Source organism: Streptomyces sp. NPDC042346 (assembly GCF_055581845.1).
Genome location: NZ_JBVJEH010000005.1, coordinates 324,253 through 337,096, shown reverse-complemented (window position 1 = coordinate 337,096; position 12,844 = coordinate 324,253). Strand labels below are relative to the sequence as shown.

Below are 12,844 nucleotides of genomic sequence, written 5' to 3'. Positions count from 1 at the left end.
GGGGGCCCCCCCCCCCGGGGCGCCGGGTGTGGCCTTTTGGGGGGGGTGCCCGGGGGGGGGGGGGGGGGGGGGGGGGGCACCCCCCCACACCCCCCTCTCCCGTACCCCGGGCCCCTGGCCTCCCGCTGCCCGTCCCTCCCGGTCCCTTCCCTGTTCCCTCCCCGTCCCTTCCCTGTTCCTGTCCCGTCCCCTCGCGTCCCCTCCCGTGCGTCCCGGTGGGCGCGCGTCCCGGGAGTGTCCCGAGTGGGCGATGGGACCTACGCATTCGCCGGTCGGCAAGGTCAGGATTCCGCTGGGCCGCAAACGGCAGCGGCCGGAACAGGCCCCTCGCGCACCACCCATCCGAACACAGGAGTCACGACATGCGTCGCATCCGCAGCACCACCCTCACCGCAGGCGCCCTCGCCCTCGCCGGTCTCGCCGCCACCTGCGTGGCGCTCGCCCCGGCGGCGTCCGCCTCGGCCCAGGCGTGCACGGTCACCACCCTCACCACCGGTGAGTACGAGTCGCAGGGCACCATCGTCACCAAGGCTGCCAGTGGCTGCGGTGACCTGAACCTGACCTACACGTACAACGCCGGCAGCCGCACCTACGACCACTACGCCGGCCGTTACAAGAAGTCGTCCGGCTGGGTGACCGGCTCGAAGCGGTACGTCCAGGCGTCCGACGGCTACCACAGCGTCAACGACTCGACCTACTGGCTCATCACCGGCCTCTCCGCCGGCACCCAGTTCAGCGTCTCCAGCCTGCTCGACGGCGGCGACACGGTCCAGATCACCCACTGACCCGCTCCCCGGCGGATCGGCAGTACGCCGCGGGGCCACCGGCATGGTGCCCCGCGGCGCCCGGACAACCGAGAGGCACGAGACGCTGTGAAGAAGAGGCCGATCACCGCGGCGGTCTTGGGCGCCGTCATCGCGGCGGCCGCCCTGACGGGCTGCGGGGGCGCCGCGCCCGGCCTCTCCGCGGCGTCCCTCCCCACGGCGTCGGGCCCCGTACGGCCGCCGACGGTGGCGCGGGGCCTGCCGGCGGAGCGGGACCTGACGGCGATGGTGCTGCCCGCGACCGGTACGGACAGCAGGCTGACCCAGGGGCTCGACGGCTTCGCCCAACTGGTGGGCCACGTCCGGCTCCAGGAGTGCGCGGAGCGGGCGGGCGTGCGGCCCCCCGAGGTGCCGCCCCCCGCGTACATCGGCTGGTCCGACCTGCCCGACCTGGGCTTCATCGGGCGGCACGGCCTCACGATGAGCGTGCCCGCCCTGCCGTCGGCCTCCCCGAGCGGCCGGGCGGCGGGCCGGACGGACCGGGCCGCGCAGCAGCGCTGCGAGACGGAGGGCCGCGCCGCGGCCAAGGAGTTCAAGGACCTGTACTCGCCGCTCCAGTCGCTGTGGTGGCCGGAGGTCTCAGCGGTCCGGGACGACCCGCGGGCCCGCGAGGCCCTGCGGACCCTGCCCGGCTGCCTCACGCGGTACGGCGTCGAGGTCAAGGACGAGGACGGCTTCTTCGCCCTCGTCGACCGCACCGTCCAGGGCATCGAGGACGGGGCGGAGGCCGCCCGCGCCGACCGGGGCCTCGGGGCGGCCTACGCCGCCTGCATGGCCCCGGTGGAAGCGGTCCGGGAACCCCTGCGCACCGCCCGCCGCACCGCCTTCGAGGCGGCGCACCGCGACGAACTCCGCGCGCTGGAACGCGGCCTGCTGCCGCGCATCCGGGAACTGGAGCACCGGCACGGCCTGACCTTCGGGCACCCGGTCCCCTGAGCACCGTCACGAGGACGTCCACGGGAACGCGCCAGGCACACCCCGCGCACGTGACCCGCGACCCGCGCCCGTCCCCGCCCCGTCCCCGTCCCCGTAACCCATCGCAACCGAGCCCGACATGATTCGACACGAGAGGGATCACACCATGCTCCGATCGTCCGGTCTGCGCAAGCAGAGCGCCCGGATCGCCCTGTTCCTCGCCCTGACCACGGCCCTGTTCGTCCAGACGGGCACCCCGGCCCAGGCGTTCGCGGGAGCGGCGTACCACCTGCAGAGCTCGGGCAACCGAGGCAGCGACGTCGTCGCCCTCCAGTACCTGCTGGGCGCGCACAGCCAGTCCGTGGCCGCCGACGGGGTCTTCGGCTCCGGCACGGCGACCGCAGTCAAGGCCTTCCAGAGCTCCCAGGGCCTGACGGCGGACGGCATCGTCGGCCCGAACACCTGGGGCAAGCTCGTCGCCACGGTGCGCCAGGGCGACAACGGATCGGCCGTGAAGGCCCTGCAGTACCTGCTCAACGCCAAGCGTTCGGCGGGCCTGACGGTCGACGGCGACTTCGGCCCGGCGACCGTCACCGCGGTGAAGACCTTCCAGAGCCACGCGGGCCTGTCCGCCGACGGAGTCGTCGGCCCCGACACCTGGCGCAACCTGGTCTGGCACTACGAGCTGGTGAACTTCACCAACATCTGCGACCAGAACCCGGACGGCAACGCGACCGCGAACTGGGCCACCGCCGCGGCCGTCGGCCAGCTGGAGGCCGCAGCCGCGTCGTTCGCCTCGACCGGCCAGGGCAAGGTGCCGATGGGCGACGCGGGCTTCGAGCACGGCGGCGACATCCCGGGCCACGCCAGCCACGAGGTCGGGCTCGACATCGACATCTGGCCGATCCGCACCGATTCTGCGCAGTGCTCGGCGGGCCGGATCACCTGGCAGTCCGGCACCTACGACCGGGCGGCGACCCGCCAGCTCGTGCAGGCGATCCGCGCGGCGGCCCCCGGGCACATCGACGTCATCTACTTCAACGACCCGACGCTGATCTCCGAGGGTCTGACCACGCAGTACCCGAACCACGACAACCACCTGCACGTCCGCTACCGCTGACGCGGGCCGGCGCAGCACGCGAAGGAGGGACAGGCGCAGACGCTGCCCGGCGCTGGTCGCCGCGGTCATCGCCGCGATGGTGGCCGTCCTGCTCGGGCCGAACACCGCCTCGGCCGCCACCTGGCCCGTCATCGCCAACGGCGACAGCGGGGCCCAGGTGACGACGATCCAGCACCTGCTCAACCACCGCGGGTACGCGACCGCGGCCGACGGCCGGTTCGGTCCCGCGACCGAGGCGAAGGTCTCGGCGTTCCAGAGCGCCAACGGGCTCACGGCCGACGGCTCGGTGGGCCCGCTGACCTGGCCCAAGCTGGTCGCCACGGTACAGAGCGGCAGCACCGGCAACGCGGCCGAAGCGGCCCAGACCCAGCCAGCAACTACAGCGACGCCGGCGAGCGCGAGGTCTGGCTCTCCACGGCCATGCTCAACGGCATGCTGAAGCTGGCCACGGAGCGGGGCTACACCTTCCTGGTCACCGAGATCGCGGGCGGCGACCACTCGTCGAACTCGAACCACTACAAGGGCATCGCGTTCGACGCGGACAACATGTCCGTCAGCAACGCCACCTTCGTCAGCGCCTGCCGCGCGTACGGCGCGACGGAAGCCCTGGACGAGGGCAACCACGTCCACTGCGCCTGGCAGTAGCCCGAAAGGCAAGAGAAGCGGCCGACGCCCACCCCGGGCGTCGGCCGCACCGCTCTACTCGCCGTCCGGCCCGTCGGCGTCCGACCGCCGCTTCAGGTCCTCGACCTCGGCCTCCAGTTCCCCGGCGCTCAGCCGCTCCACCGAGGCGCCGTGGCGGGCGGCGGGCTCGGGGTGGCGTTCGTGGAGGTGGAGGACGAGCATGGCGCCGCCGTCGGGGACCCGGGCGCTCAAAGTGATCAGCCACTGCAGCGACGCCAAATAGTCAGATCTTGGACTTGAATGTGGTCTCGCCGTCCCCGCCCGTACCGGAGCCATCTCGCCCGGGCCGACTCCCGCCCTCGGCGAGTACCCCTCCACCCAACCGCGTCGCTGAACGCCGACACGCCCCTGACCACTTCCACACCTGTGCCTGCACACGGTCGAGCGTCGTCAATTTCACCATGCTGCGCATATGCAAAGCCTGCCTGCCCGATCTTGAACTGATCTATCGTCAGAAAAGTCAGCATGAACTCAGCATCAGTACCGCGCGGGGCCGCCCCTCCAGGTCATGAACAGCCAAGATCCACAACTCGTCTCACTCGCTCTGACCTGCAAAGACCCCGTTCAGCAGCTTGCCTGCCAATCTCACCAGGAGGTATCCGTGAGGATGTTGATCAACGTTCCGGAGACGGTCGTCGCGGACGCGCTGCGCGGGATGGCCGCCGCCCATCCCGAGCTGACCGTGGACGTGGAGCGGCGGATCGTCCTGCGGCGGGACGCGCCCGTGGCCGGGAAGGTCGCGCTGGTGTCCGGGGGCGGCTCCGGGCACGAGCCGTTGCACGGAGGGTTCGTGGGGCCGGGGATGCTCGCGGCGGCGTGCCCCGGGGAGGTCTTCACGTCGCCCGTGCCCGATCAGATGGTGCGGGCCGCGGCGGCCGTCGACAGCGGTGCCGGGGTGCTGTTCGTCGTCAAGAACTACACCGGCGACGTGCTCAACTTCGAGATGGCGGCGGAGCTCGCCGAGGACGAGGGCATCCAGGTCGCGAAGGTCCTGGTCGACGACGACGTGGCGGTGACGGACAGTCTGTACACGGCGGGCCGGCGCGGGACCGGGGGCACGCTGTTCGTGGAGAAGATCGCGGGGGCCGCCGCCGAGGAGGGCGCTCCGCTGGAGCGGGTGGAGGCGATCGCCCGCCGGGTCGACGAGCGCTCGCGGTCCTTCGGGGTCGCGCTGAGCGCGTGCACCACCCCTGCCAAGGGCAGCCCCACCTTCGATCTCCCCGACGGCGAGCTGGAGTTGGGCGTCGGCATCCACGGCGAGCCGGGGCGTGAGCGGCGCCCCATGATGACCTCGCGGGAGATCGCGGACTACGCCGTCGACGCGGTCGTCGAAGACCTGCGCCCGTCCGGGCCGGTGCTCGCGCTGGTCAACGGGATGGGCGGGACGCCGCTGCTCGAACTGTACGGATTCAACGCCGAGGTGCAGCGGGTACTGGCCGAGCGCCACATCCCGGTGGCCCGGACACTCGTCGGGAACTACGTGACCTCGCTCGACATGGCCGGCTGCTCGGTGACCCTCTGCCAGGTGGACGAGGAGCTGCTGCGCCTGTGGGACGCGCCGGTGCAGACGCCCGCGCTCCGCTGGGGCCGGTGACGGGACGGGTGGGAGCGGGTAGGGCGAGGGAATGGGAGTGGGAGTGGGAGTGGGAGACGGTATGAGTGAGACGTTCGGTGCGGAGTTTCTGGTGCGGTGGCTGGAGGCCGTGGCCGGGGCCGTGGAGCGTGAGGCCAATCGGCTCACCGAGCTGGACTCGGCGATCGGCGACGCCGACCACGGTGTCAATCTGAAGCGCGGGTTCACGGCCGTGGCGGAGCTGCTGGCGAAGGAGCCGCCCGCGACGCCCGGCGCGGTGCTCGTCGCCGCCGGGCGGCAGCTGATCTCCACGGTGGGCGGGGCCTCGGGGCCGCTGTACGGGACGCTGCTGCGCCGTGCGGGCAAGGCGCTGGGCGAGGACGAGCGCGTCGGCAGGGAGCAGCTGGCGGAGGCGTTCGGCGTCGGTGTGGCCGCCGTGTCCCAGCTGGGCGGCGCGCAGGTGGGCGACAAGACGATGCTGGACGCGCTCGTCCCGGCCGTGGAGGGGCTGCGGAGCTCGTTCGCGGCGGCGCGCGCGGCGGCCGAGGAGGGCGCCCTCGCGACCGTACCCCTCCAGGCCCGCAAGGGGAGGGCCAGCTATCTCGGCGAGCGGTCGATCGGGCACCAGGATCCGGGGGCGACATCGTCGGCGCTGCTCTTCGCGGAGCTCGCCGGGACGGCCCGGTCGGAGGGGGCGGCATGAGCGCGGCGGCGGCGCCGGTCGGCATCGTGCTGGTCTCGCACAGCGCGGACGTGGCGGCCTCGGTGGCGGCGCTGGCGCAGGGCCTCGCGGGCGGCGGCGCGACCGCGCCGATCCAGCCGGCGGGCGGGCTCCCCGACGGCGGCCTGGGGACGAGCGCCGAGCTGATCTGCGAGGCGGCGAAGGCCGTCGACGGCGGCGCCGGGGTGGCGCTCCTGGTCGACCTGGGCAGCGCGGTCCTGACCGTGAAGGCGCTGCTCGCCGAGGGCGACGAGCTGCCGGAGGGCGCCCGGCTGGTCGACGCGCCGTTCGTCGAGGGCGCGGTCGCGGCCCTGGTGACGGCGAGTGCGGGCGGGGATCTCGACGCGGTGGCCGCGGCGGCCTCGGAGGCGTACGCCTATCGCAAGCGGTGAGGGGGTCTCGGCCGGGTCGACTTGATAGGCAAGTGAACAGTTGCCTATCCTGGGGTGGTGGCCGACGACCTTTTCAAAGCCCTGGCCGACCCCACGCGCCGCACGATCCTCGACGAGCTCGCGGAGAAGTCCGGACAGACACTGTTCGAGATCTGCTCGCGGCTGAGCATGAAGCATCAGCTCGGCATCTCGCGCCAGGGGGTCTCCCAGCACCTCACGGTGCTGGAGGCCGCCGGGCTCGTCGAGACCAGGCGGGAGGGCCGCTACAAGTTCCACGACCTGAACACGGCCCCCCTGCGGCACATCACCGAGCGGTGGCCCGTGCCCGACACCCCAGGACCGGAGAAGAGCACCCCATGAAGATCCATCTGACCAGCGTCTTCGTCGACGACCAGGCCAAGGCCGAGCGTTTCTACACCGAGATCCTCGGCTTCGTGAAGAAGCACGACGTCCCGCTGGGCGAGACGGACCGGTGGCTGACGGTCGTCTCGCCCGACGAGCCCGCCGGCACCGAACTCCTCCTGGAGCCCGCCGGCCACCCGGCCGTCAAGCCCTACCGCGACACGCTCGTCCAGGACGGCATCCCGCTGGCCCAGTTCGCGGTCGACGACGTGCGGGCGGAGTACGAGCGCCTGACCGGCCTCGGCGTCCGCTTCACCCAGGAGCCCCTGGAGATGGGCCCCGTCACCACCGCCGTCTTCGACGACACCTGCGGCAACCTCATCCAGATCGCGACGAAGCCGCAGTAGTCCCAGCGGCCGGCCCTCCCGGGCGTCACCCTCTCGGACGTCAGTCGAGGTCGGGGCTGGAGTCGAGGTCGGGATCGACGTCGGCATCGAGGTCGGCATCGAGGTCGGCGTCGAGCACGGCGTCGACCTCGATCTCGACGAGCCATTCGGGGTCGATGAAACGCGAGACCTCGACGAAGGTCGTGACCGGCCGCACCTCCGCGAACCGCTCGCCGTGGGCGCGCGCGGCCTCCTTCCAGCGGGTCACGTCGGTGAGCATGATCCGCGTCCGCACGACGTCCGCCGCCGACGCCCCCGCGGCCTTCAGCGCCGCCTCGGCGATATCCAGACACCTGACGGTCTGCCCGTACACGTCGCCGGGCGCGACGGTGGCCCCGTCGTCCCCGATGGGCGCCGTCCCCGCGACCGCCACGTGCGCGCCCTTGCGCACGGCCCGGGAGAACCCGATCTGCGGTTCGAGCGGTGAGCCGGAACTGACCGTCTGTCGGACATTCCCCATCGGTCCGTACCCCTTCGCGTTGTGATGCACCTGATCAACGCACTAGTGTCGCAGGGCCTTGGTGTACGGGAAACCGGTGAAGTACCGGTGCGGCCCTCGCCACTGTGATCGGGAGTTCCGGCTCCACACCCGAGGGAGACGCCCCCGGGCAAGCCACTGCACCGCTGCGGGCGACCGCCGCGGCGTGGGAAGGCGGAGTCGGGACGTATGACCGTCAGCCAGGAGACCGGCCAGGGTGCGTTGTCCATCCACGAGGTGCTGGAGAGGGTCTCCCGACCATGCATATAGCCGAGGGGTATCTGCCCCCCGCTCACGCCGCCGCCTGGGGCGTCGCGGCCGCTCCGTTCATCGTCCACGGGGTCCGCGCGCTCACCCGCGAGGTGCGGTCCAACCCCGAGTCCACCCTGCTGCTCGGCGCCGCCGGCGCCTTCACGTTCGTCCTGTCCGCGCTCAAGCTCCCCTCCGTGACGGGCAGTTGCTCGCATCCGACGGGTACGGGCCTGGGCGCGATCCTCTTCCGGCCACCGATCATGGCGGTCCTCGGGACGATCACCCTGCTCTTCCAGGCCCTGCTGCTCGCCCACGGCGGGCTCACCACGCTCGGCGCCAACGCCTTCTCGATGGCGATCGTCGGGCCCTGGGCGGGGTACGGGACCTATCTGCTGGTGCGCCGGTTCGGCGCGCCGCTGATGGTCGCCGTCTTCTGCGGCGCGTTCGTCGCCGATCTGTCGACGTACTGCGTCACGAGCGTGCAGCTCGCGCTGGCCTTCCCCGACCAGGGCAGCGGCGTGCTGGGCGCCCTGGCCAAGTTCGGTTCCATCTTCGCCGTGACGCAGATTCCGCTCGCGGTGAGCGAGGGCCTGCTCACCGTGCTCGTGATGCGGCTGCTCACGCAGTCCAGCAAGGGCGAGTTGACCCGGCTGGGCGTGCTGGGCAGGCCCGGCGCCGAACGACCCGAGGGGGCGACCGCGCGATGAGCGTCACCGTCAGCCGGAACACGAAGATCAACGCGCTGCTGCTGCTCGTCGTCGCCGCGCTCGCGGTGCTGCCGCTCGCGCTGGGGCTCGGCGACCACAAGGAGGAGCCGTTCACCGGGGCGGACGCGGAGGCGGAGACCGCGATCACGGAGCTCCAGCCGGAGTACGAACCGTGGTTCAGCCCCCTGTACGAACCGCCGTCCGGGGAGATCGAGTCGGCGCTGTTCGCCCTCCAGGCCGCGCTCGGCGCCGGTGTCCTCGCGTACTACTTCGGCGTACGGCGCGGTCGCCGGCAGGGCGAGGCCCGCGCCCTGGCGGCGCAGGCCGAGGGGACGGCGGCACAGCCTGCGGAGGCAGGAGTGGAGGCGCGGCCCGGAGAGGCGACAGCACCCGGGGAGGCGGCGGCGCCCGGGGAGGCTGCAGCCGTATCGGCGGCCGGCTCCGGCTCCGGCGCCGTCGAAGGCAAGGGCGCGTAGCCGCCCATGCTGCCGATCGACGCGGCGGCGCACAGCAGTCGCTGGCGCCGCCGCCATCCCGCCGAGAAGGCCCTGCTCGGCTTCGGGCTCACACTCTGCGCGGTGTGTCTGCCGCCGTGGCCGGGCGCGGTGCTCGTCGCGGCGGCCACGCTCGCGGTCCTGCTCGGACCGGCCGGCGTGGCGGGCCGCCAGCTGTGGCGGGCGTTCCGTGTGCCGCTCGGGTTCTGCGTCACGGGCGCGGTGCCGCTCCTCTTCGAGGTGGGTGGGGCGCGGGGGTTCGTCGCCCTCGCGCCCGGCGGGCCCGTCCACGCGGGCGAGCTGCTGCTGCGGACCGCTTCGGCCTCGCTGGGCGTGCTGCTCTTCGCGTTCACGACGCCCGTCTCCGACGTGCTCCCCCGGCTGGTCCGGGCAGGGGTGCCGGCTCCCGTGGTGGACGTGGCGCTCGTGATGTACCGGATCATCTTCCTGCTCCTCGACTCGCTGTCGAAGATCCGCCAGGCGCAGGCGGCCCGGCTCGGGCACACCACCCGGGCGGCGACCTGGCGCTCGCTCGCCGGGCTCGGCGCCACCTCGTTCGTGCGCGCCTTCGACCGGGCGCAGCGTCTGCAGTCGGGGCTCGCCGGACGCGGCTACGACGGGACCCTGCGGGTCCTGGTCCCCGCGGCCACGGTGTCCCGCCGGTTCCTGGCGGCGGCGGCCGGCCTGCTCTGCGGGCTCGTCGCCCTCACCCTCGTACTCGAAAGGTTCCTGCCGTGACGTCTCCGACGGCCCCTCCGACGACCCCTACGCCCCCCGTCGTGGAGTTGGTGAAGGCGGGTTTCGCCTACGAGGACGGGCCGCCGGTCCTGTCGGGTGTGGACTTCGCGGTGCCGGAGGGGCGGTCGATCGCGCTCCTCGGGCGCAACGGCAGCGGCAAGACGACGCTGTTGCGGCTGCTCAGCGGGGGGCTGCGGCGCGGGAGCGGGTCGCTGCTCCTGGACGGGGCGGAGGTGACGTACGACCGGAAGGGGCTGACCCGGCTGCGGACGACCGTGCAGCTGGTGGTGCAGGACCCGGACGACCAGCTGTTCGCGGCCTCGGTCGGCCAGGACGTGTCCTTCGGGCCGATGAACCTGGGGCTGCCGGAGGAGGAGGTACGGCTCCGGGTGCGCGAGGCACTGGAGGCGCTGGACATCGTCGCCCTGGAGGACCGGCCGACGCATCTGCTGTCGTACGGGCAGCGGAAGCGGGCGGCGATCGCGGGCGCCGTGGCGATGCGGCCGCGGGTGCTGATTATGGACGAGCCGACGGCCGGGCTCGATCCGCACGGTCAGGAGCGGCTCCTCGACGCCCTCGGGCGGCTGCGCGCGGCCGGTACGACGGTGGTGATGGCCACGCACGACGTGGACCTCGCGCTGCGCTGGGCGGACGAGGCCGCGGTGCTCTCCCCCGCCGGTCTGCGGACCGGTCCTGTCGCCGAGCTCCTCGGGGACGACGCCCTGCTCGACGCGGCGCGGCTGCGGCGGCCCTGGGGCACGTCCGTGGCCCGGCTGCTGCGCGCCCACGGGCTGCTCGCCCCGGGCGCTCCCGAGCCCCGTACGCCGGAGGAGCTGGACGCCTGGGCGGCTGCCCCGTCGCTTGCTACTGAGTAGTAGACATCACGTCCCGAATCTTCTGCAACTAGTTGCACAACGGGGAGGGGTCCCCTAGAACTGAGGTCGACTGATCCTGCGCGAGGAGGCGCCCCCATGACCGCGACCCCCACCCCCACCCCGTACCCGCATCTGCTGAGCCCGCTCGACCTCGGGTTCACGACCCTGCCCAACCGGGTGATCATGGGGTCGATGCACGTCGGCCTGGAGGAGACGGAGCACGGCTTCGAGCGCATGGCCGCCTTCTACGCGGAGCGCGCCCGCGGCGGCGTCGGCCTCATCGTCACCGGCGGCATCGCGCCCAACGAGGCCGGCCGCCCCTGGGACGGCGGGGCCAAGCTCACCACCGCCGAGGAGGTCGCCGAGCACCGGCTGATCACCGACGCCGTGCACGGCGAGGGCGGCCGGATCGCGATGCAGATCCTGCACTTCGGCCGGTACGCGTACCACCCCGCCCTCGTCGCGCCCAGCGCGATCCAGGCGCCGATCAGCCCCTTCGTACCGAACGAGCTGACCGACGCCGAGGTCGAGCAGACCGTCGAGGACTACGCGCGCTGCGCCGAGCTCGCGAAGGAGGCGGGCTACGACGGCGTCGAGGTCATGGGCTCCGAGGGCTACCTCATCAACGAGTTCATCGCCGCTGCCACCAACCGGCGCACCGACCGGTGGGGCGGTTCGTACGAGAACCGCGTCCGCTTCCCGCTGGAGATCGTCCGCCGGATCCGCGAGCGGGTCGGCCCGGACTTCATCCTCGTCTACCGCCTCTCCATGCTGGACCTCGTCCCCGGCGGCTCCACCCTGGAGGAGGTCGTCCGGCTCGCCAAGGAGATCGAGGCGGCCGGCGCGACCATCATCAACACCGGCATCGGCTGGCACGAGGCGCGCATCCCCACCATCGCCACCTCCGTGCCGCGCGGCGCGTACACCTGGGTGACGAAGAAGCTCATGGGCGCGGTCTCCGTCCCGCTCGTCACCAGCAACCGCATCAACACCCCGGAGGTCGCCGAGGAGATCCTCGCCGACGGCCGGGCCGACCTGGTCTCGCTGGCCCGCCCCTTCCTCGCCGACCCCGCCTTCGTCGCGAAGGCCCAGGACGGCCGCGCCGACACGATCAACACCTGCATCGGCTGCAACCAGGCCTGCCTGGACCACACCTTCAACCTGAAGATCACCTCCTGCCTGGTCAATCCGCGCGCCTGCCACGAGACCGAGCTCGTCCTCTCCCCCACCCGCCGCGCCAAGCGCGTCGCGGTGGTCGGCGCGGGCCCCGCCGGGCTCGCCTGCGCGGTGTCGGCGGCCGAGCGCGGCCACGCCGTCACCCTCTTCGACGCCGCCGCCGAGATCGGCGGCCAGCTCAACATCGCCAAGCGCGTGCCGGGCAAGGAGGAGTTCGACGAGACCCTGCGCTACTTCCGCGTGCAGCTCGCCGAGCGCGGCGTCGAGGTCCGCCTCAACACCCGCGTCGCGGCGGGCGACCTCGACGGGTACGACGAGGTCGTCGTCGCCACCGGCGTCTCCCCGCGCACCCCCGCGATCGCGGGCGTGGACCACCCGAGCGTCGTCAGCTACCTGGACGTGCTGCGGGACGGCGCGCCGGTCGGCGAGCGGGTGGCGATCATCGGCGCGGGCGGCATCGGCTTCGACGTCGCCGAGTTCCTCACGGACGGCGGGGAGGGCGCGAGCCAGGACCCCGAGACGTACTTCCGCCAGTGGGGCGTGGACACGTCGTACGAGAACCGGGGCGGCCTGCGCGCCCCCGAACGCACCGCGCCGCCGCGCCAGGTGCACCTGCTCCAGCGCAAGAGCACCAAGGTCGGCGCGGGCCTCGGCAAGACGACCGGGTGGATCCACCGCACCGAGCTCAAGCACCGGGGCGTCGCCATGGTGGCGGGCGTGTCGTACGAGCGGATCGACGACGAGGGCCTGCACGTCACGATCGACGGCGAGGCCCAGCTCCTGCCGGTCGACACGATCGTGCTCTGCGCCGGCCAGGACCCGCGGCGGGACCTGTACGAGGAGCTGGTCGCGGCGGGCCGTGCGGCGCACCTGATCGGCGGCGCGGACGTCGCCGCCGAGCTGGACGCCAAGCGGGCGATCGACCAGGGCACGCGGCTCGCCGCCGCGCTCTGACCACCGCGCCGGGTTGCAGCGCTGTGGTCTCCGCGCTCTGACCACAGCACTCTGGCCTGCGCTCGGTGACCACAGCGCTGTGGTCCGCGCTCGGTGACCACAGCGCTGTGACCACCGCTCCGTGATCATCGACTGCCGACCCGCGTGGCCGGC

The 12,844-nt window shown here is 72.8% G+C and carries 17 protein-coding genes and 1 riboswitch; of the genes, 15 read left to right on the top strand and 2 right to left on the bottom strand.

The annotated features are described in order from the left end of the window. The first annotated feature begins 362 nt into the window (after nucleotides 1-362). From ACZ6K0_RS22995 to ACZ6K0_RS22975, 5 genes are all read left to right on the top strand, one after another. The gene (locus ACZ6K0_RS22995; RefSeq protein ID WP_469230015.1) at nucleotides 363-785 is read left to right on the top strand and encodes a hypothetical protein; all 423 of its coding nucleotides are present in this window, start codon (nucleotides 363-365) and stop codon (nucleotides 783-785) included. 87 nt (nucleotides 786-872) lie between these two features. Continuing rightward, a complete protein-coding gene (locus tag ACZ6K0_RS22990) occupies nucleotides 873-1,760 on the top strand; it encodes a hypothetical protein (protein ID WP_376403369.1) in 888 nt (295 codons plus the stop codon). A 145-nt stretch (nucleotides 1,761-1,905) separates the two neighbouring features. Then, nucleotides 1,906-2,859, top strand: a complete 954-nt coding sequence (locus ACZ6K0_RS22985) for a peptidoglycan-binding domain-containing protein (RefSeq protein WP_469230013.1) — start codon at nucleotides 1,906-1,908, stop codon at nucleotides 2,857-2,859. Nucleotides 2,860-2,935: 76 nt separating this feature from the next. Then, nucleotides 2,936-3,298, top strand: a complete 363-nt coding sequence (locus ACZ6K0_RS22980; RefSeq protein ID WP_469230011.1) for a peptidoglycan-binding domain-containing protein — start codon at nucleotides 2,936-2,938, stop codon at nucleotides 3,296-3,298. Then, entirely contained in the window at nucleotides 3,292-3,504 is a 213-nt protein-coding gene (locus ACZ6K0_RS22975) for a hypothetical protein (RefSeq protein WP_469230010.1), read from the top strand. The genes ACZ6K0_RS22980 and ACZ6K0_RS22975 overlap by 7 nt, the downstream gene beginning before the upstream one ends. Before the next feature lie 54 nt (nucleotides 3,505-3,558). Here ACZ6K0_RS22975 and ACZ6K0_RS22970 read toward each other — a convergent pair whose 3' ends face one another. Next, complete coding sequence (locus tag ACZ6K0_RS22970; protein ID WP_469230008.1) at nucleotides 3,559-3,762, bottom strand: hypothetical protein; 204 nt, start codon at nucleotides 3,760-3,762, stop codon at nucleotides 3,559-3,561. Nucleotides 3,763-4,144: 382 nt separating this feature from the next. Here ACZ6K0_RS22970 and dhaK point away from each other — a divergent pair, with 382 nt between their 5' ends. The 5 genes from dhaK to ACZ6K0_RS22945 all read left to right on the top strand — a co-directional run bounded on the left by dhaK (nucleotide 4,145) and on the right by ACZ6K0_RS22945 (nucleotide 6,978). Continuing rightward, nucleotides 4,145-5,137 carry a dihydroxyacetone kinase subunit DhaK gene (dhaK, locus tag ACZ6K0_RS22965; protein WP_469230006.1) on the top strand — a complete coding sequence of 331 codons (993 nt, stop codon included), beginning with the start codon at nucleotides 4,145-4,147 and terminating at the stop codon, nucleotides 5,135-5,137. 61 nt (nucleotides 5,138-5,198) lie between these two features. After that, nucleotides 5,199-5,819, top strand: a complete 621-nt coding sequence (dhaL, locus tag ACZ6K0_RS22960) for a dihydroxyacetone kinase subunit DhaL (RefSeq protein ID WP_469230004.1) — start codon at nucleotides 5,199-5,201, stop codon at nucleotides 5,817-5,819. Then, nucleotides 5,816-6,229: a PTS-dependent dihydroxyacetone kinase phosphotransferase subunit DhaM gene (locus ACZ6K0_RS22955; RefSeq protein WP_469230002.1), complete on the top strand. Its 414-nt coding sequence runs from the start codon at nucleotides 5,816-5,818 to the stop codon at nucleotides 6,227-6,229. Before dhaL ends, ACZ6K0_RS22955 begins: the two co-directional genes overlap by 4 nt. A gap of 57 nt (nucleotides 6,230-6,286) precedes the next feature. After that, nucleotides 6,287-6,589, top strand: coding sequence for an ArsR/SmtB family transcription factor (locus ACZ6K0_RS22950; protein WP_376403392.1), 303 nt, complete (start codon nucleotides 6,287-6,289; stop codon nucleotides 6,587-6,589). Continuing rightward, nucleotides 6,586-6,978, top strand: a complete 393-nt coding sequence (locus ACZ6K0_RS22945) for a VOC family protein (protein WP_376403395.1) — start codon at nucleotides 6,586-6,588, stop codon at nucleotides 6,976-6,978. Before ACZ6K0_RS22950 ends, ACZ6K0_RS22945 begins: the two co-directional genes overlap by 4 nt. 40 nt (nucleotides 6,979-7,018) lie before the next feature. Here the strand turns inward: ACZ6K0_RS22945 and ACZ6K0_RS22940 are convergent, their stop codons facing one another. Continuing rightward, nucleotides 7,019-7,477, bottom strand: a complete 459-nt coding sequence (locus ACZ6K0_RS22940; protein WP_469230000.1) for a RidA family protein — start codon at nucleotides 7,475-7,477, stop codon at nucleotides 7,019-7,021. Between the two features lie 42 nt (nucleotides 7,478-7,519). Then, nucleotides 7,520-7,726, top strand: a riboswitch (cobalamin riboswitch). A gap of 29 nt (nucleotides 7,727-7,755) precedes the next feature. On the opposite strand from ACZ6K0_RS22940, the gene ACZ6K0_RS22935 reads away from it, so the two are divergent. The 5 genes from ACZ6K0_RS22935 to ACZ6K0_RS22915 all read left to right on the top strand — a co-directional run bounded on the left by ACZ6K0_RS22935 (nucleotide 7,756) and on the right by ACZ6K0_RS22915 (nucleotide 12,691). Continuing rightward, nucleotides 7,756-8,454: an energy-coupling factor ABC transporter permease gene (locus ACZ6K0_RS22935; protein WP_469229998.1), complete on the top strand. Its 699-nt coding sequence runs from the start codon at nucleotides 7,756-7,758 to the stop codon at nucleotides 8,452-8,454. Continuing rightward, nucleotides 8,451-8,930, top strand: a complete 480-nt coding sequence (locus tag ACZ6K0_RS22930) for an energy-coupling factor ABC transporter substrate-binding protein (protein ID WP_469229996.1) — start codon at nucleotides 8,451-8,453, stop codon at nucleotides 8,928-8,930. Before ACZ6K0_RS22935 ends, ACZ6K0_RS22930 begins: the two co-directional genes overlap by 4 nt. A gap of 6 nt (nucleotides 8,931-8,936) precedes the next feature. Continuing rightward, a complete protein-coding gene (gene cbiQ / locus ACZ6K0_RS22925) occupies nucleotides 8,937-9,686 on the top strand; it encodes a cobalt ECF transporter T component CbiQ (protein ID WP_469229995.1) in 750 nt (249 codons plus the stop codon). A gap of 41 nt (nucleotides 9,687-9,727) precedes the next feature. Continuing rightward, complete coding sequence (locus ACZ6K0_RS22920; RefSeq protein WP_469229993.1) at nucleotides 9,728-10,561, top strand: ATP-binding cassette domain-containing protein; 834 nt, start codon at nucleotides 9,728-9,730, stop codon at nucleotides 10,559-10,561. A gap of 96 nt (nucleotides 10,562-10,657) precedes the next feature. Beyond that, complete coding sequence (locus ACZ6K0_RS22915) at nucleotides 10,658-12,691, top strand: oxidoreductase (RefSeq protein ID WP_376403410.1); 2,034 nt, start codon at nucleotides 10,658-10,660, stop codon at nucleotides 12,689-12,691. Nucleotides 12,692-12,844 lie beyond the last annotated feature (153 nt).